Here is a 16,107-nt window from a genome sequence, read left to right on the forward strand (position 1 = left end):
AAACCCTCTTCAGTATCGCTAAAAGTCAGATCTACATCGACATTTCCGCTAATTTCAAAAACGGAAATTACCTGAGCATTATGCTGCTTTACCTGCAGAGTGGTTTTGCCATCATTGATAATTCCCTGACAGGTATATTGGCGATGTAAACAAGTAATAAGCTCACTTAAGAAAAAATATAATTAAAGCGAGCGGGGAATGTGGCAATAATTCCCTGAACGTTAGTTATAGTATTATTTATATCGTTGCCTGACGAATTTGATTCTCTTGTTTAATTGGTTTAATTAGGGCTGTTATATAGTATTGTGGCGGGTGCTTGAGGCTTCTGCCTTAAGCATTTGCAGGAGGCAGAAACATAAAAAAACCGGCGCAAGGCCGGTAAGTGAATCATTTTGAATTCTGGAGGGTCGCTAAACCACAACCTGGGAGTCAGGTTATCTTCCAGATAAGTTCTTTATCGGCAGCGGTTTCATTTTCTTTAGAGACCAGCAATCCAATCCGGGCAGGCGGTCATTTCACGTCTTTTAAATGAGCCTCTTCAGGGATCCGTTCAGGCCACAATAAGGTTTTTCCCTTTTGCTTTCAGCTACTCAATTGCCTTATTCGGCGCGTCTCTGTCGGCAATGGCGATGTCGATTTCTTCGACGGGAAGCATCACGTTGCATCCTTTACGTCCAAATTTTGTGGAATCCTTTACCACGATTACCTGTTGCGCCGCCGCCATCACGGCGCTGATGGTATCGCCTTCGTTAATATCCATAACGTCAATACCATAAAGATGACAGCGCTCAGGCAACAGTCAGACTGTCATCTTCCCTCCCTCGTCTGATCATTCCTTTCAGAAACAGAAATAATTTGCAATATTTAATTTGAATCAAATTACGCTTAATTGTTGAGTACATTAATTTATAGTAAAAAAATGCTTTAAATTGTTAACTATCTGGTTAAAATAAACCTTCATTTTTTCAAATATTGTTCATAGTAATTACTAACATGTCACAAGCAAGTAAGTTCGTTCCCGCTTTATCTCTCATCGCAATGCTTGTCAGTTCACTTGCACATGCCGAAGACACCGAAAAGACCGACGTCCTGTTGATTGGCGGCGGTATTATGAGCGCCTCTCTGGGTACATTACTGGAAGAACTCCAGCCCGACTGGAAACAGCTGATGGTTGAAAAGCTGGATGGCGTCGCGCTCGAATCTTCTAACGGCTGGAACAACGCCGGTACCGGCCACTCCGCCAACATGGAGCTGAACTACACGCCGGAACGTCCGGACGGTTCTATTGATGTCAGCAAAGCGCTTGAGATCAATGAGTCCTTCATGATTTCGCGTCAGTTCTGGTCATCGCAGGTTAAGCGCGGCGTGTTGCAGAATCCACACTCTTTTATCAACTCCACGCCGCACATGAGTTTTGTCTGGGGTGATAAAAACGTCGATTTCCTGACCAAACGCTATGCGGCACTGCAGCAAACCACGCTGTTCCAGGGCATGAAATTCTCTACCGATCAGAATCAGATCAAGCAGTGGGCGCCGCTGGTTATCGCAGGACGCGATCCGCAGCAGAAAGTGGCTGCCACCTGGACGCCGGTGGGTACTGACGTTAACTACGGCGAGATCACCCGTCAGCTGGTGGGCAGCCTGAAGACCAACGACAACTTCAGACTGGAAACCTCTGCGGAAGCGACCGACTTCAAACGCAACAGCGACAACTCCTGGCATGTGACCATTACTGATGTGAAAAGCGGTAAAACGCACGCGGTTGATGCGAAATATGTCTTTATCGGCGCAGGCGGCGGCGCGCTGAAGCTGCTGCAGAAAACCGGCATTCCGGAAGCGGATAACTATGCAGGCTTCCCGGTCGGCGGCTCCTTCCTGGTAACAGAGAATCCGGAGATTACCCGTCAGCATGCCGAGAAGGTTTACGGACAGGCTTCGGTCGGCGCGCCGCCGATGTCGGTACCGCATCTGGATGCCCGTTTCCTGGACGGTAAGCGCGTGGTGCTGTTTGGACCTTTCGCGACTTTCTCCACCAAGTTCCTGAAAAACGGGTCGTTCTTTGATCTGCTGAGCACCACCACCACCAAAAACGTGATCCCGATGACCGATGTGGGCCTGGATAACTTCGATCTGGTGAAATACCTGATTGGTCAGGTGATGTTAAGCGATGAAGATCGTTTCGAGGCGCTGAAAGCGTACTATCCGTCAGCACGTAAAGAGGACTGGAAACTGATTCAGGCGGGTCAGCGCGTACAGATCATCAAGAAAGATGCAGAGAAAGGCGGTGTGCTGAAGCTGGGAACGGAAATCGTGACCGATCAGCAGAAAACGCTGGCTGCGCTGCTGGGTGCCTCGCCGGGCGCCTCTACCGCGGCACCTATCTCCATTAACGTGATGAAAAAGCTGTTTCCGGAGCAGTTTAACTCGCCGGAGTGGCAGAGCAAAATCCGCGCCATCGTACCGAGCTATGGTCAGAAGCTGAACGGCAACGTTTCGCTCACTCAGCAGGTATGGGACGAAACGGCTGCGACGCTGCAGCTGACCAAACCGCCGGTGATTCAGATGCAAAACCGCGAGCAGAAAGCGCCAGAGGCTCAGCCTCAGCAGGCGAAACACGCTGAAAACGCTCAGCATGATATGGCCCTGTAAGCATTTTGCTTAACGAAAAAGCCCCCGCCGTTTAACGTCGAGGGCTTTTTTATTTTATGGCTGACACCCGATCGCTGTCTGCTTTCCGCCCCTATCCACTGCGCAGCGGCGATTAAGCAAGCTGTTAATTTCACATAATTTTTTTCGCAAAATAAAATTGCCTTCACTATCAATCCCTTTACAAATTTTTCCTGCCGCTACGCTTGATCATTATTAGCATTTGATATTACTGTAAATATATACAGTAAATTCATCAGGTCGTTTGTTATGGAATTCATCAGACCAGCAGAAATTCGTGCCGCACTGCAACTGCCGTTGTTCACAGAGCTTGTGCCATGCGGTTTTCCTTCTCCCGCTCAGGATTACATTGAGCAGCAGATCGATCTCAATAAGCTGCTTATCCAGCATCCCAGCGCCACCTATTTTGTCAGGGTCAGCGGTGACTCAATGATTGACGCCGGCATCAGCGATGGCGATATGCTGGTGGTGGATCGCTCGCTCACGCCGGTGCATGGCAACATTGTTGTTGCCGCGGTCGAAGGGGAATTCACCGTAAAGCGTCTGCAACTGCATCCGCGCGTCAGCCTGGTGCCGATGAACAGCGCGTATTCGCCCATTTTAATCAGCAGTGAAGATGCGCTGGAAATTTTTGGCGTGGTGAACTTTGTGATTAAAGCGATAAATTAGCGCATGTTTGCCCTTGTGGATGTAAACAGCTTTTATGCCTCCTGCGAGGCAGTATTCCGGCCCGATCTTAATGGCCGACCAATCGTTGTGCTGTCCAACAACGACGGATGCGTTATCTCGCGCAGCCCGGAAGCCAAACGGCTCGGCATCGCCATGGGCGCGCCTTATTTTAAGTTAAGGGATGAGCTGCGCCGCCACCGGGTTCAGGTCTTCAGTTCCAATTACACCCTGTACGCGGATATGAGCCACAGGGTGATGATAACGCTGGAGGAGATGTCGCCCGCAGTAGAGATCTACTCTATCGACGAAGCCTTTCTGAACCTCACCGGCGTCAGCCGCTGCGTGCCGCTGGAAACATTCGGGCAACAGGTCAGAACCCGGATATTAAAGGATACCGGGCTAAGCGTTGGGGTCGGCATTGCTCAGACCAAGACGCTGGCCAAGCTGGCTAACTATGCCGCCAAGCGTTGGCCCGGCACGGGCGGGGTAGTGGATCTGTCAAACGTTGACCGTCAGCGCAGGCTGATGAGCCTGGTGCCGGTGGAAGAGGTGTGGGGCGTGGGCCGCCGCATCAGCCAGAAGCTCAATCTGATGGGGATCTTCACGGCAAAAGATCTGGCTGAGCAGAGCGCGTGGATTATCCGTAAGCATTTTAACGTGGTGCTGGAGCGCACCCTGCGCGAGCTGCGTGGCGAGTCCTGCCTGGGACTGGAAGAGTTTTCGCCAGCCAAACAGCAAATTGTCTGTAGCCGCTCATTCAGCTATCGCATCACCGACTATCAGGAACTGCATCAGGCGGTCTGCGCCTATGCCGAAAGGGCAGCGGAAAAGCTCCGGCAGGAAAAACAGTACTGTCGGCAGATCGCCGTTTTCCTGCGCACCAGTCCCCATGCGGCAGGAGAGGATCTGTACGCCAACCAGGCGACGGGAAAACTGCTGACGCCCTCTAATGACACGCGCGATATTATTCGCGTGGCGACAGAGGCGCTGGATCGTATCTGGATAGCAGGGCATCGCTACATGAAAGCCGGGGTCATTTTAGGCGACTTTTTCAGCCGGGGCGTGGCGCAGTTCGAGCTGTTCGATGACGTTAAGCCGCAGGCCAACAGCGAGGCGTTGATGTGCGTGATGGACCAGGTTAACCAGAGCGGAAACGGAAAGTTATGGTTTGCCGGGCAGGGGATTCAGCAAAGCTGGGCGATGAAGCGGGAGATGCTTTCTCCGGCTTATACCACAAGGTATTCAGACCTGCTGGTGGTGAAGTGAAAAAACAAACAGGGGAGCGGCTCCCCTGTTTTGTGGCGCAGTGTCAGGCTTATTTACGGCCTAACAGATAGCCGATAAACACACCCACACCGGCTGCAACGGCCAGACCGGCAAACGGGTTGGCCTGCACCTGATCTTTCACGGTGTCAGCAACGTCACGCGCCGCGTAACCCGCCTGTGCGGAATATTTACGTGCAGCACCTTTCACTTTGTGATCGGGTGAATCAGTAGCATCGCCCCAGGTTTCCTGTGCTGCGCCAGCGGCTTCTTTCAATTTATCTTCAGCTTTTCCGTACATCATTATCTCCTTCGCTTTTTGAAAGTTAATTAAAAGCATAGCAAAGTGCGGCCAGGCTGCCGGAGCAAGAGGAGAAAGCGGTGAAAAAAAGCCCGCTCCGGGGGTGGGCGGGCGAGAGTCCATTTACGATTGCGGCTGGCCGACCGGGCCGCTGCCGCCGGGCGCAACTGGCGGCTGTTGCCCGCCAGGCGCGGGCTGCGGAGCGGCTCCGCCCTGTTGAGCACGCGGTGCGCAGGCGGAAAGTGACGCGGCGCTTAATACGGAAAGCAAAATCATTACGATCTGTTTCATAAGGCTCCCGGATGGCGATGAGTGGTCAGATTTTAGCGTATTGGCGAATTGCGGCGGCGGAGAATCCTGTCTACTGTTTCCCATGGCTGGGTGTATGAATGCTCATGTTGACGCCGCTTTATCCACACACAGGAGAAAAAATGAAACGCGATATTCTGAATGAAGACGATTACGATGAAGTGTGCCGGGTAATAGGCGATGCCGTGATTGTGCTGGCTGAGTGCGGTCATGAGACCAAACGGGCCGAGATTACCAGCCTGCTGAAGCGTACGCGCCTGCAGCGCGCCCACAGCGAACGGGACGAACAGCGCATGCTGGAACATGCCATTCGTCTGGTAAAACCTGACGCCTCATAACCGGCCCGGCCCGGTTCCTCTTTTCTCCGGCTGGCCGCTCAGGTTTGCGCAGTGCGCCAGGCGGGATACCAGCTGACCAGAAAATGACGCAGATGATCGAAACACCATTCTGCATCTTCCGCCTGCTGGCAATAAAACTGAATGGTCACCTTCTCATACGACTGCTGGCGCAGGCGCAGCGGCGAGTAACTCCAGTCAAGCACCGAGCGGGCGTAGTTGACCAGCGCATCGGCAGCTATGTTGTGCTCGGTTTCCTGCTCGCCAAGGTAGCACCAGAAAGCGCGATCCAGCTCCAGCACTCCGGCTTTCAGCGCGGCGGGAAATTCAGGACGGATGGCGACATCAAGGAATCCGCACACGGCGTCCGGGCGCTGTTGCCAGTCACAGGCCAGCGTCATAAACATGCCTTCCTGTAAATTCACCTCTTCCAGCAGACGACGCAGATTGGCGGCATGGCGGCAAACGGCGATCTCTTCTATCCGGGCGGTTTCCAGCGTCAGATCGATGCCGCCGGGATTCACCGATCCGTCGGCATTGGTTGTAGCCGGGAAAGGGAAATCGATATAGCCGTTGTTATCCAGACTTTTTTCCATCACGTGATCCCTGTCACTTTACCTATCCCGACAGTAAACCATCTGGCGACAAGAATCATCTGTTACGGACATGTCCAGGTGATCATGGTGTTCTGATAAGGATTAATCAGGCGAAACTGCTTATCGGAAAGACGCTGGGCGTAATAGCCTTCGCGCGTAACGGCAGAGGGGATATATCTGAAACGGTCGAGGGAAGTAAGCGTCCCGCTTTCCACCTTCACCTCATCGCGGCTGACGGAAAAAGAGCGCACCAGATCGTAAATGCGCCCTTGGGTAGAACCCAAAGACTGACCGTAAATAGTCGCGACTTCACCGGGGCAGGTGACGCCTTTGGGCGCTGAACTGCAACCAGCGAGCAGCAAAATCAAAACGATAGAAAAGAGTCGCAACATTATCCTGTACCTGATTCATTCCCTGGGTTTTCAGTGGCGCTAATTTTTCTGTCAAACGTCAATGATACCTTGATCATAGCAGGTCCGGGGTGAGTTCCCATTTGGCTTTTGTTCAAAGGTTAAGCAACAGGAATGTCAGGGAGTGACTTTCATAGCTGATAAACGGTATTCTTGCCAGTGTTGTGCGCCAGGTAAGCAAAAGAAGGGATAAATAATGAAAGAAGAAGAAGCCAGTCTAATGATTATTCGTCATGCGATTGAGAAGCTTGAACCAGAAAAAAAGCAGCAGGTGATGGCCTGCGTGGCCTCGATTCATGAGGTTATGCAAAAATTCGATCCAGAAGATGCTGGTGTGGCGTTGATGTTGGTCGCCGCAGAAGTAGCGGCAGAATAAAGCAACGCCCGCCCGAACGTGACCTCCGGCATCGCAGGATGCGATGCTTCCTTGTTTAGCCCCTCTTAACGATTCATTTCCCCGCTCGGGCACGCTATCCAACGCGATAAGTCCCATCGCTCGGGGAACATTCCTGGATTCAAACGGCTGAGGCTGTGCTACACCTGTTAGAGAGCTAACCCAAGGAGGAAAGATGAAAAAGACGCTGATGCTGGCTTCCACATTGTCACTCGGTCTGCTGCTGGCCGGGTGTGCGAATGACCATATCATGCACACCCATGACGGCCACACCATTGTGACGGTCGGCAAGCCGGTGGTGGATGAAGATACCGGCATGATTTCCTACAAAGATATCTATGGCAACGAACAGCAGATCAACCGTAACGAAATTAAAGAGATGTCTTCGGTTGGAGAATGATTGTTCCGGGCTGGCAGCCTCGTCGGCCCGTTTTCCTTTCTTCCCGACAATCCTGTGTTAAGCTGACAGCGAAAACCCCAACGAAATCATAATAAAACCTCAGCGGAGACCCCAATGAAGGCGACTGTTATTGCCGTTGGCCTGCTGGCTTGCCAGATTGCACCTGCCCACAGCGAAACCGAATTTCAGATCAACTGTCCGGGCCGCCCCACCATGACGGTGTCACGCGCGGCTTACGGACTCAGCACCCTGATGTGGCCGCAGCATCACTTCCAGGTGGCTGCCGGACAGAAACGCACCCGCCTTGATGACGGCGATAAGATTGCCATTACCCGTTTCCGCAATGGCGATCAGTTAATCGCTAACAAAAACAGCGGTGAAATATTTTTTGTCTACAGCGGTAGCGAAGAGCTGCTGCCCTGTAGCCGCACGGAGATGCGTGATAACAGCGTAATGCCGCTGGAACGTTACGACGCCAGCCAGCACGACGCTTCTTAATCCTCAGCCCCCGGAGACGCTATGCAACTGAACGTGACGGATAATCTGACGCATCAGGATCTGGATGAGGTCCGCCTTGGCCTGAATGCCTTTAACAGTAAATTCATTAACATCGACGAGATGAAGTCGATCGGCGTGTTTGTTACGGATGAGCGGGGCAAGAAGCTGGCAGGACTGACCGGCTCCACCAGCGGCAACTGGCTGCGCATCGATATGCTTTGGGTGAGCGACGCGCTGCGTGGCAAAGGAGTGGGTAGCCAGCTGATGCTGGCGGCGGAACAGGAGGCGCGGCAACGCGGCTGTCTCTACGCGCAGGTCGATACTGCCAGCTTTCAGGCGCGTCCGTTCTATGAAAAGCTGGGCTACAGCCTGCGTTTCAGCCTTGATCACTACCCGCGCCATCATCAGCGCCACTATCTGAGCAAAACGCTGTAGTCAGAAAATCGGCCGCTGGCGCAAATCCAGCGGCGACTGCTCCGCTTCATCAATGGCGGCCAGCCATTCCGGCAGAGTAACCGTTTGCCAGGAGAGGTGTCCGCGCGTGGTGGTCATCAGAATCACGTCAGGACGCAGGGTGCGATAGAAATTGAGCGACTGCTCAAGCTCGCTGAGATTACTGTCCGGCACCAGCACGGTAATCCAGCTGTCGTGGGCGCGCGTCACCGTGTCGCCGACAAACAGATAGCACTTCCCCAGCGGGGAATGATAAAGGTAGCTGCAGCTGCCAGGAGTGTGACCGGGCGTCGGCAACAGGTAAAAATCGCCGAAATGCACCTCTTCAGCGGTGAAAACGTCATCGGGCTCCAGAACCTGACTGACGGGACCCAGCGCGCGCGCATGGCAATAAAGCCCGCTGTTAAAACGCTGCTGGATCGCCAGCGCGCCGGGCGCGGCTTCATGCCAGTGGGTTAAATAATGGCGGATCACGCCGCCGGCATCAGCCAGCACTTCCTGGTCCAGCGGATTTTCTACCCGGCCAATCAACAGATTGCCGCGGGGATGGCGCAGCATAAAGCCGTGCATCATCAAATCGTTCACGGTGTCTTCCACCGGAAATTCAGGCGTAGAGATCCACAGATCGTCATACAGCGGCTTCATTGTCGATCTCCTGCGGCCCCAGGCCATTAACGCAGCGTGGGATGTCCGGTTATGCTTATGCGCGCGTCGCCTTCCGTGACCTGAAGTCGGGCGCTGGCGCCCAGCGGCAGCGTCACGGTTTCGGCGTCATGTCCGAATGCCAGATCGGTGATGACCGGGAGCTGGCAGGCGTCGCGCAGGCGCTGCCATACGGTGGAAAAATCAAAGCCATTATCATAGTCAGAGAGCGCAGTGCTGGTGAAGCTACCGGTAATCACCGCGCGCTGACGGGCAAGTATCCCGCTCTGCTGTAGCTGTATCAACATGCGCTCGATGCGGAAGGGGTGTTCGTTAACATCTTCAATCACCAGAATACCGTCTTCAAACTGCGGCAGCCACGGGGTGCCAATCAACGAGCAGATCATCGCCAGATTGCCGCCCCACAGCGTGCCTTTCCATTCACCGCTATCCGTCGTCTGGCTTTGCCAGCTGATAGTGACTGTAGGTGATGTCAGCGCCTGCCAAAAGTGACCTGCGGTAAATTCAGATAAAATCCCGGCGCCGAAATTTCCTGCCAGCATCGGCGCGCTGAAGGTGATCAGGCCGGTTTGCGCCAGCAGCGCCAACTGGATGGCGGTAAAGTCGCTGTGTCCGCACAGCGCGACGGGCTGATTAAGCAGGCGGCGCTGTAGCGCTATGTAATCGATGCGGTCCAGCAGACGGCTGGCGCCGTAGCCGCCGCGCACCGCCAGAACCACATCCGGCAGAACGGGAAGCGACGCCAAATCGTTAATATCCGCCAGACGTTCGGCGTCATCACCGGCGAAACGCTGAAAACGGCGGGTAATGGCCGTAAGGTTTTGCAGCTGATGCCCCTCGGCCTGCAGGCGCGCCACGCCACGCTGCGCGGCGGGCTGATTGTGACAGTAACCTGATGGCGCAATCAGACGTATCGTACGGGGTTCGACCATAACTTTTTCCTGCTGTTGGCGTGCTTCATGCTGGCCCGATAATGAAGAAAAGCGTAGCTGAAGTCACGGCTTCGCCATGTTTTTTATAAAATTCAGATTTTTGGTCATTTTCCCGGAAAACGGACCCGGTATGATGTCATGCGCCGACTACTTTCCGGGAAGTTAACTGATTGAAAATTCGATTGCTTGTGCTCTCAGCCCTGTTGCTGGCTGGCTGTGCCAGTGAACCGACAACAAACGTTGCCACGCAAAAAAATACGCCGCTGACGCAGGCGCCGCCGTCAAATGTGAATGATGCCTGGTCGTTGTTTACCGAGGATGCCGCCAGTCATTACGGCGTTGATGAGAAGCTGATCAGCGCCATTATCAGCGTGGAATCCGGCGGAAATCCCACGGTAGTGAGCCGCTCTAACGCCGTTGGCCTGATGCAGATCAAGGCTTCCACCGCCGGGCGCGAAGTCTGGCGCGTGCGGGGACGCCACGGCCAGCCTTCCAACAGCGAGCTGCGCGATCCGGCGAAAAATATCGATATCGGCACCGCCTATATCAAGCTGTTACAGGATTCTGCCCTGGCAGGCATTCGCGATCCGCTGACCCTGCGTTACGCCACCATTGTTTCTTATGCCAACGGCGCCGGCGCGTTGCTGCGCACCTTCGCGCGCGACCGCGACCGCGCCATCGCGATGATTAACGCCATGACGCCGGATGAGTTTTATCATCATGTGCAGGAAAAACACCCGGCGGCTCAGGCACCGCGCTATCTGTGGAAAGTGACCACGGCCTACAGGACGATTTAACCGCGTCGGGTTTGAGGGGCAGAGCACGGCCCGCCAGGTTGAATACGTTTGCCGCCCCGGTGTCAGCGGAGCGGAAGCCCGCTTATCCCTCCAGCAAGGCCCGTGCAGTAGGATAATCCACAATCAGCACCTTCACATAGCCACCGCGCAGCGCGCCGCGAATGGCGTTGGCTTTCTCTTCCCCGCCCGCCAGTGCCACTACCTGCGGGCAGCGTTTCACCTGCGCCAGCTCCATGCCGATCACCGGATCCTCCTCCGGCCGCAATACCGGCTGACCGTCGGCGTCAAAATAGTGCAGACAGATATCGCCCACCGCGCCGCGCCGCGCCAGCGTGCGCAGCATCTCCTCATCATAATAATTGCCGGAGTTGCGCAGCAGCGGCGACGGCTCCAGATCGCCAATGCCGACGATCGCCAAATCCACCTCTTCAAACTTTTGCAACACCTCCGCCACCTCGGCGTTCGCTGACAGCCGCTGACGCTCATCCACCGAACGCTCAATCGACTGCGATGGCAGCAGCCAGGCCGGGCAGCCCAGCAGCGCCGCCAGATTCTGCGTCAGAATGGTCGCCTGCACATTGCCGTTCGCCCCGACGCCGCCCAGCAGCTGAATCACGCCGCGGCAGGGGGCGCTCAGCGGATGCAGGGCGTCGACCATGGCGCGGATAGTGCCGCTCCAGGAGGAGATGCCGATCAACTCGTCGGCGCGCAGGCGCGTTTCCAGATAATGCGCCGCCGCCGAGCCGATCGCCTGCTTGATCTGACTCGCGGAGGCGTTTTCCGGCACATCCACCACAATCGCCTGAGAAATCTGATAAGCCTGCTCGATCTCTTTTTCCAGCTGCGGAAAAATCGTCGCGGGCTGGACCACGCTAATCTTCACCACACCCTCTTTCACGCAGCGGTTCAGAATGCGTGAAACAAAAGATTGCGACAGTTTCAGCAGCTGCGCGATCTCCGATTGTTTCCTGCCTTCGGCGTAATAAAGGGTGGCGATTTTCACCATCAGCCGCTGTTCATCCTGTTTTGCCATGGTTTTTTTCCCTCTCTGATTCTGCCCGGTATTGTTAACCAGCGCGGGTGAAATAACAACGCAGGTCAATTTGTGATCGTTTTCGCTTTTCCACGATCTGCCATTGGACGCGGCTGATTCACAGGCGCATAGTCATTATGCATATAAAATCGCATTTGAATATTTATTCAAGCGGAGAATAATCAATGAAGCCTTACCTCGTAAAAATTACCCTGCTGGCCTCGCTGTTAGCGCTCTCCGGATCCGCCCTCGCTGCGGAAAAAGGTTTGCTGGCCATTATTACCCCGTCACACGATAACCCGTTCTTTAAAGCAGAAGCCGATGGCGCGCTGGAGAAGGCCAAAGCGCTTGGCTACACCACGCTGGTGGCGTCCCACGATGACGATGTGAACAAGCAGAACCAACTGATTGAAACCGCCATCGCTCGCAAGGCGAAAGCGATCATTCTGGATAACGCCGGGGCCGATGCCACGGTCGGGCCGGTGCAGAAAGCGAAGGACGCCGGAATCCCCACTTTTCTCATCGATCGTGAAATTAACAAAACCGGCATTGCAGTGGCGCAGATCGTTTCCAACAACTATCAGGGCGCACAGCTTGGTGCAGAGAAGTTCGCCAAACTGCTGGGCGGCAAAGGAGATTATGTCGAGCTGCTGGGCAAAGAGTCCGACACCAACGCAGGCGTGCGTTCGCAGGGCTATCACGACGTGCTGGATGACTATCCCGACATGAAGATGGTGGCGCAGCAGAGCGCGAACTGGAGCCAGACCGAGGCCTTCAGCCGGATGGAAACCATGCTGCAGAAAAATCCCAATATCGTCGGCGTCATCTCCGGCAACGACACCATGGCGCTGGGCGCGGAAGCGGCGCTGAAGGCAGCCGGTAAAAGCAATGTGATTGTGGTGGGATTTGACGGCAGCGATTACACGCGCGACTCGATCCTCAATAAAGGCAATATCAAGGCCACCGTGCTGCAACCCGGCTGGGATCAGGCGCAGATGGCGGTGGTGCAGGCGGATTCCTACCTGACGCACGGCAAAGCGCAGAAAGAAGAGAAGCAGCTGATGGACTGCGTGCTGATCGATGAAAGCAACGCGTCGAAGCTGAAAAACTTCAACCTGGCGAAATAGGGCGGAGGGGGCATGAAGGCAACGCGAGCGGGAAACAGGTTAATCACGGCAGTCGTCGTGCTGCTGCTGAGCGGCTGCACGGTGGTGGATCTGGACGCCGACGGCAACCCGATTTTGCCGAAAGATCCCAATGCGAAAGCGAGCTTCAGCAGCCAGACGCCACAGCAAATTGCCGAATCCAACTGGCAGAGCAAAGTGATGGATCCCGCCCGGCAGAAAGGAATGAGCTGGGCGGATATGAAAACCAAAAGCGCCACGGTGAAAGCGGGCGGCAGCGAAAGCGTTTTCGTGCAGGCGAGCGGGACGGTGAGCGCTTTTGATGAGAGCAACAGCCGCGAGCGCAGCCTGACCATGACCATTAACGGCGAGCCGGTGAAGGTCCTTGTCGGGCCAGTGTTGCGCAGCAATGCGATTCGCGATGCGGCGGGGTTTCGCTTTGAGCAGTTTACCAATCAGGTGCAATACGCGCAGCTGACCCGGGCGCTGAACCGGCACGCGGTGAAGCAACTGCCGCCGCTGGATGCCAGCTGGGTGAATAAAAATGCCCAGGCGCTGCTGGCGGTGACCATGGGCCATAACAGCGTTCAGGACGTGGTCGCTGTCAGCCTGACGCAGGGGAACCCCTGATGCGCGACGAAATTATTCTGCATACGCAACAGGTGTCGATGCTTTTTCCCGGCACCCTGGCGCTTGACCGTATCGATTATCGCGTCTGGCGCGGCAAGGTGAATGTAATCATCGGTGAAAACGGTGCGGGCAAATCGACGCTGATGAAAATCCTGGCTGGCGTACAGCAGCCAACCAGCGGAGAGATTTTCCTCAACGGTGAAAAAGTGGCGCTGAGCAGCACGCGCGATGCGGCCCGGCTGGGGATTGGCATGGTGCATCAAGAGCTGAACCTGTTTGAGAACCTTTCGGTGGCGGAAAACATCTTTCTTGGCCGCGAGCTGCAAAAAGGGCTGATGCCGATCAACGAAGCGGAGCAGATACGGCGCACCGCCGCTCTGATGCAGCGCCTCGATCAGCCGATTTCGCCCAAAGAACTGGTCGCCAATCTCAAGGTGGGGCAGCAGCAGCTGGTGGAGATCGCCAAAGCGCTGGCGGAGGATGCCGACATCCTGATCCTCGACGAACCCACCTCGGCGCTGAGTAAAACCGAAGTGGAGATTCTGTTTCGCGTTATCCGTGAGCTTACCAGCCAGGGCGTTACCCTGATTTATATCTCTCACCGGCTGGAGGAGCTGATGGCGATTGGTGACGTCATCACCATTCTGCGCGACGGTCGCTTTCAGGCAGAGGCGAAGGTCAACGAGATTGACGTGCCCTGGATCGTGCGTGAAATGCTCGGCAGCGAGCCGGTCAGTAATTTCCTGCCTTCCGGCCGTGAGTTTGGCGCGCCGGTGCTGGAGGCGGAACATATCACCTGCGTCAGCCCCAACGGCAACACGGTGGTCAATGATGTCAGCTTTCAGGTGCGCGCCGGGGAGATCGTCGGTATTTACGGCCTGATGGGCGCCGGACGCACCGAGTTGTTTGAGTGTCTGCTTGGCAGTCAGCGTAATTACCTCGGCAAAATCTGGCTCGACAGCAAGCCGGTACCGGCGCGGCTGCCGCCTGCTGAGCGTATCCGCATGGGCATGAGCCTGGTGCCGGAAGATCGCAAGCGCGCCGGGATTTTTCCGGTGTCGTCGGTCGCCAGTAATCTCACCATCGCCAGCCTCTGGCGTCGTTTATCGTACCGGTTCGCCATCGGCGAACAGGCGGAGCAGCAGGCGGTGGCGAACACAGTAGGCAATCTGGCAATCAAGGTTTCTTCACCGGAGGTGGCGATCAACGCCCTGAGCGGCGGCAATCAACAAAAAGTGGTGATTGGCCGTTCGCTGCTGACCAATCCGCGCCTGCTGCTGCTGGATGAGCCGAGCCGCGGCATTGACGTCGGGGCAAAAGCAGAGGTGTTTCGCATGATGGTGCAGCTCTCGGAGCAGGGGATTGCGGTGCTGTTTTCTACCTCCGATCTGAAAGAGATCATGGCAGTATCAGACCGCATTCTGGTGATGTCCGGCGGCAAACTTACAGCTGACCTTCCGCGTGAAGCGGCGGAAGAGGCAGCGCTGGTTAAAGCAAGCGCACAGGGGTTCTGAAGATGAAAAGCAACGGTTCCGTGGCGCTCGCCACCCGGCCCGCTAAAGCGTTTAACTCACGCGAAAGCCTGATTTTGCTGCTGCTGAAAATGCGCACCTTTATCGCGCTGATTCTGATCGTAGGTTTTTTTGCCATTACCGTACCGGACTTTCTCGCCGTGGGCAGTCTGGTGATCATGGTTAAACATATCGCCATCAACGCCTTTCTCGCCCTCGGTATCACCTTTGTGATCATTACCGCCGGGATCGATCTCTCCATCGGCGCCACCCTCGGGCTGTGCGGCATGATCGCCGGCTGGCTGATTACCAAAGGGATTGTGCTACCGATGTTTGGCATCGCCATTTTTCCCAGCGTCTGGGTGATCGTGCCGCTGGTGCTACTGGTCGGCGCGCTGGTAGGGGCGGGCAACGGCTGGATCATTACGCGTTACAACGTCGCGCCCTTTATCTGCACGCTGGGCACCATGTATATCCTGCGCGGCGCGGCAATGCTCACTTCTGGCGGTGAAACCTTTCCCGGACTCCAGGGCAATCCGCTGCTGGGCAATACCGGCTTTGACCGCATCGGCGCCGGCTATTTTCTCGGCCTGCCTTACGCCATCTGGATGATGGTGGTGCTGGCGCTGGTGATCGCCTATATCGCGCGCCGTCTGCCTTTTGGCCGTCAGGTTTACGCCATCGGCGATAACGAACGCGCCGCCGAACTCTCCGGGGTCAAGGTGAAGCAGGTCAAGATTCTGGTTTATACGCTTTCCGGTTTCTGCGCGGCGATCGCCGGGATTGTGGTGTCGTCGCAGCTGGTCGCCAGCCACCCGGCTAACGGCACCTCGTTTGAGATGAACGCCATCGCGGCGGTGGTGCTGGGCGGCACCTCGCTGGCGGGCGGTCGCGGCACCATTCTCGGCACCCTGATCGGCGCCTTTGTGATTGGTTTTCTCGCCGATGGCCTGATCATGATGGGCGTCAGCGAATTCTGGCAGATGGTGATCAAAGGGATCGTCATCATCATCGCGGTGATCATCGACCAGATGCAGAACCGCATGCAGCAAAAGGCTGCCGTCGTGGCGCAAAAGGCGCTGATAGAGGAGGGTGAGGCCAAAGGTTAACGGTGGCGGTGCA

21 protein-coding genes are annotated in these 16,107 nt (G+C 55.5%); 13 read left to right on the forward strand and 8 right to left on the reverse strand.

Going from position 1 to position 16,107, the window contains the following annotated elements; translation table 11 throughout:
- Positions 1–586: 586 nt before the first annotated feature.
- Positions 587–760 carry a hypothetical protein gene (locus ABU178_RS08710; RefSeq protein ID WP_397213876.1) on the reverse strand — a complete coding sequence of 58 codons (174 nt, stop codon included), beginning with the start codon at positions 758–760 and terminating at the stop codon, positions 587–589.
- Positions 761–993: 233 nt separating this feature from the next.
- Here ABU178_RS08710 and mqo point away from each other — a divergent pair, with 233 nt between their 5' ends.
- From mqo to umuC, 3 genes are all read left to right on the forward strand, one after another.
- The gene (mqo, locus tag ABU178_RS08715; RefSeq protein WP_397213878.1) at positions 994–2,649 is read left to right on the forward strand and encodes a malate dehydrogenase (quinone); all 1,656 of its coding nucleotides are present in this window, start codon (positions 994–996) and stop codon (positions 2,647–2,649) included.
- A gap of 267 nt (positions 2,650–2,916) precedes the next feature.
- Positions 2,917–3,336: a translesion error-prone DNA polymerase V autoproteolytic subunit gene (locus tag ABU178_RS08720; RefSeq protein ID WP_397213880.1), complete on the forward strand. Its 420-nt coding sequence runs from the start codon at positions 2,917–2,919 to the stop codon at positions 3,334–3,336.
- A 3-nt stretch (positions 3,337–3,339) separates the two neighbouring features.
- Complete coding sequence (gene umuC, locus ABU178_RS08725; RefSeq protein ID WP_397213882.1) at positions 3,340–4,602, forward strand: translesion error-prone DNA polymerase V subunit UmuC; 1,263 nt, start codon at positions 3,340–3,342, stop codon at positions 4,600–4,602.
- A gap of 49 nt (positions 4,603–4,651) precedes the next feature.
- On the opposite strand, the gene ABU178_RS08730 is transcribed toward umuC, so the two are convergent.
- On the reverse strand, positions 4,652–4,900 hold the full coding sequence (locus tag ABU178_RS08730) for a glycine zipper domain-containing protein (RefSeq protein ID WP_397213883.1): 249 nt from the start codon (positions 4,898–4,900) through the stop codon (positions 4,652–4,654).
- A 123-nt stretch (positions 4,901–5,023) separates the two neighbouring features.
- Positions 5,024–5,191, reverse strand: coding sequence for a hypothetical protein (locus ABU178_RS08735; RefSeq protein WP_397213885.1), 168 nt, complete (start codon positions 5,189–5,191; stop codon positions 5,024–5,026).
- Between the two features lie 140 nt (positions 5,192–5,331).
- On the opposite strand from ABU178_RS08735, the gene ABU178_RS08740 reads away from it, so the two are divergent.
- Positions 5,332–5,547, forward strand: a complete 216-nt coding sequence (locus tag ABU178_RS08740; protein ID WP_397213887.1) for a DUF2767 family protein — start codon at positions 5,332–5,334, stop codon at positions 5,545–5,547.
- A 38-nt stretch (positions 5,548–5,585) separates the two neighbouring features.
- Here the strand turns inward: ABU178_RS08740 and ABU178_RS08745 are convergent, their stop codons facing one another.
- Together ABU178_RS08745 and ABU178_RS08750 are read right to left on the reverse strand one after the other, a co-directional pair.
- Positions 5,586–6,140 carry a hypothetical protein gene (locus ABU178_RS08745; RefSeq protein WP_397213889.1) on the reverse strand — a complete coding sequence of 185 codons (555 nt, stop codon included), beginning with the start codon at positions 6,138–6,140 and terminating at the stop codon, positions 5,586–5,588.
- A gap of 62 nt (positions 6,141–6,202) precedes the next feature.
- Positions 6,203–6,532: a hypothetical protein gene (locus ABU178_RS08750; protein WP_397213891.1), complete on the reverse strand. Its 330-nt coding sequence runs from the start codon at positions 6,530–6,532 to the stop codon at positions 6,203–6,205.
- A 214-nt stretch (positions 6,533–6,746) separates the two neighbouring features.
- Here ABU178_RS08750 and ABU178_RS08755 point away from each other — a divergent pair, with 214 nt between their 5' ends.
- The 4 genes from ABU178_RS08755 (at position 6,747) to ABU178_RS08770 (ending at position 8,277) form a co-directional block, all read left to right on the forward strand.
- Positions 6,747–6,926: a hypothetical protein gene (locus ABU178_RS08755; protein WP_397213893.1), complete on the forward strand. Its 180-nt coding sequence runs from the start codon at positions 6,747–6,749 to the stop codon at positions 6,924–6,926.
- Positions 6,927–7,119: 193 nt separating this feature from the next.
- Positions 7,120–7,344, forward strand: coding sequence for a YgdI/YgdR family lipoprotein (locus ABU178_RS08760; protein WP_397213895.1), 225 nt, complete (start codon positions 7,120–7,122; stop codon positions 7,342–7,344).
- A gap of 114 nt (positions 7,345–7,458) precedes the next feature.
- Positions 7,459–7,842, forward strand: a complete 384-nt coding sequence (locus ABU178_RS08765; RefSeq protein WP_397213897.1) for a hypothetical protein — start codon at positions 7,459–7,461, stop codon at positions 7,840–7,842.
- Positions 7,843–7,863: 21 nt separating this feature from the next.
- Positions 7,864–8,277: a GNAT family N-acetyltransferase gene (locus ABU178_RS08770; RefSeq protein ID WP_397213899.1), complete on the forward strand. Its 414-nt coding sequence runs from the start codon at positions 7,864–7,866 to the stop codon at positions 8,275–8,277.
- Here the strand turns inward: ABU178_RS08770 and ABU178_RS08775 are convergent, their stop codons facing one another.
- Together ABU178_RS08775 and ldcA are read right to left on the reverse strand one after the other, a co-directional pair.
- A complete protein-coding gene (locus ABU178_RS08775) occupies positions 8,278–8,940 on the reverse strand; it encodes an MBL fold metallo-hydrolase (RefSeq protein ID WP_397213901.1) in 663 nt (220 codons plus the stop codon).
- Between the two features lie 26 nt (positions 8,941–8,966).
- The gene (ldcA, locus tag ABU178_RS08780; protein WP_397213903.1) at positions 8,967–9,890 is read right to left on the reverse strand and encodes a muramoyltetrapeptide carboxypeptidase; all 924 of its coding nucleotides are present in this window, start codon (positions 9,888–9,890) and stop codon (positions 8,967–8,969) included.
- Between the two features lie 170 nt (positions 9,891–10,060).
- On the opposite strand from ldcA, the gene emtA reads away from it, so the two are divergent.
- Positions 10,061–10,687, forward strand: coding sequence for a membrane-bound lytic murein transglycosylase EmtA (gene emtA, locus ABU178_RS08785; RefSeq protein ID WP_397213905.1), 627 nt, complete (start codon positions 10,061–10,063; stop codon positions 10,685–10,687).
- Positions 10,688–10,769: 82 nt separating this feature from the next.
- On the opposite strand, the gene ABU178_RS08790 is transcribed toward emtA, so the two are convergent.
- Positions 10,770–11,720: a sugar-binding transcriptional regulator gene (locus ABU178_RS08790; RefSeq protein WP_397213907.1), complete on the reverse strand. Its 951-nt coding sequence runs from the start codon at positions 11,718–11,720 to the stop codon at positions 10,770–10,772.
- Positions 11,721–11,905: 185 nt separating this feature from the next.
- Here ABU178_RS08790 and ABU178_RS08795 point away from each other — a divergent pair, with 185 nt between their 5' ends.
- The 4 genes from ABU178_RS08795 to ABU178_RS08810 are packed head-to-tail and all read left to right on the forward strand — an operon-like array spanning position 11,906 to position 16,094.
- Positions 11,906–12,847 carry a D-ribose ABC transporter substrate-binding protein gene (locus tag ABU178_RS08795; RefSeq protein WP_397213909.1) on the forward strand — a complete coding sequence of 314 codons (942 nt, stop codon included), beginning with the start codon at positions 11,906–11,908 and terminating at the stop codon, positions 12,845–12,847.
- A gap of 12 nt (positions 12,848–12,859) precedes the next feature.
- On the forward strand, positions 12,860–13,474 hold the full coding sequence (locus tag ABU178_RS08800; protein WP_397213911.1) for a DUF2291 family protein: 615 nt from the start codon (positions 12,860–12,862) through the stop codon (positions 13,472–13,474).
- On the forward strand, positions 13,474–14,988 hold the full coding sequence (locus tag ABU178_RS08805; RefSeq protein WP_397213913.1) for a sugar ABC transporter ATP-binding protein: 1,515 nt from the start codon (positions 13,474–13,476) through the stop codon (positions 14,986–14,988). Before ABU178_RS08800 ends, ABU178_RS08805 begins: the two co-directional genes overlap by 1 nt.
- A gap of 2 nt (positions 14,989–14,990) precedes the next feature.
- Positions 14,991–16,094, forward strand: a complete 1,104-nt coding sequence (locus ABU178_RS08810; protein ID WP_397213915.1) for an ABC transporter permease — start codon at positions 14,991–14,993, stop codon at positions 16,092–16,094.
- The last annotated feature ends 13 nt before the right edge of the window (positions 16,095–16,107 follow it).

This window comes from Pantoea osteomyelitidis, from assembly GCF_044342975.1.
GTDB lineage: Bacteria > Pseudomonadota > Gammaproteobacteria > Enterobacterales > Enterobacteriaceae > Pantoea > Pantoea osteomyelitidis.

Coding starts and splice junctions, on each gene's coding strand:
- ABU178_RS08710 (WP_397213876.1), bottom strand. CDS start 760: ATGGATATTAACGAAGGCGATACCATCAGCGCCGTGATGGCGGCGGCG.
- mqo (WP_397213878.1), top strand. CDS start 994: ATGTCACAAGCAAGTAAGTTCGTTCCCGCTTTATCTCTCATCGCAATG.
- ABU178_RS08720 (WP_397213880.1), top strand. CDS start 2,917: ATGGAATTCATCAGACCAGCAGAAATTCGTGCCGCACTGCAACTGCCG.
- umuC (WP_397213882.1), top strand. CDS start 3,340: ATGTTTGCCCTTGTGGATGTAAACAGCTTTTATGCCTCCTGCGAGGCA.
- ABU178_RS08730 (WP_397213883.1), bottom strand. CDS start 4,900: ATGTACGGAAAAGCTGAAGATAAATTGAAAGAAGCCGCTGGCGCAGCA.
- ABU178_RS08735 (WP_397213885.1), bottom strand. CDS start 5,191: ATGAAACAGATCGTAATGATTTTGCTTTCCGTATTAAGCGCCGCGTCA.
- ABU178_RS08740 (WP_397213887.1), top strand. CDS start 5,332: ATGAAACGCGATATTCTGAATGAAGACGATTACGATGAAGTGTGCCGG.
- ABU178_RS08745 (WP_397213889.1), bottom strand. CDS start 6,140: ATGGAAAAAAGTCTGGATAACAACGGCTATATCGATTTCCCTTTCCCG.
- ABU178_RS08750 (WP_397213891.1), bottom strand. CDS start 6,532: ATGTTGCGACTCTTTTCTATCGTTTTGATTTTGCTGCTCGCTGGTTGC.
- ABU178_RS08755 (WP_397213893.1), top strand. CDS start 6,747: ATGAAAGAAGAAGAAGCCAGTCTAATGATTATTCGTCATGCGATTGAG.
- ABU178_RS08760 (WP_397213895.1), top strand. CDS start 7,120: ATGAAAAAGACGCTGATGCTGGCTTCCACATTGTCACTCGGTCTGCTG.
- ABU178_RS08765 (WP_397213897.1), top strand. CDS start 7,459: ATGAAGGCGACTGTTATTGCCGTTGGCCTGCTGGCTTGCCAGATTGCA.
- ABU178_RS08770 (WP_397213899.1), top strand. CDS start 7,864: ATGCAACTGAACGTGACGGATAATCTGACGCATCAGGATCTGGATGAG.
- ABU178_RS08775 (WP_397213901.1), bottom strand. CDS start 8,940: ATGAAGCCGCTGTATGACGATCTGTGGATCTCTACGCCTGAATTTCCG.
- ldcA (WP_397213903.1), bottom strand. CDS start 9,890: ATGGTCGAACCCCGTACGATACGTCTGATTGCGCCATCAGGTTACTGT.
- ABU178_RS08790 (WP_397213907.1), bottom strand. CDS start 11,720: ATGGCAAAACAGGATGAACAGCGGCTGATGGTGAAAATCGCCACCCTT.
- ABU178_RS08795 (WP_397213909.1), top strand. CDS start 11,906: ATGAAGCCTTACCTCGTAAAAATTACCCTGCTGGCCTCGCTGTTAGCG.
- ABU178_RS08800 (WP_397213911.1), top strand. CDS start 12,860: ATGAAGGCAACGCGAGCGGGAAACAGGTTAATCACGGCAGTCGTCGTG.
- ABU178_RS08805 (WP_397213913.1), top strand. CDS start 13,474: ATGCGCGACGAAATTATTCTGCATACGCAACAGGTGTCGATGCTTTTT.
- ABU178_RS08810 (WP_397213915.1), top strand. CDS start 14,991: ATGAAAAGCAACGGTTCCGTGGCGCTCGCCACCCGGCCCGCTAAAGCG.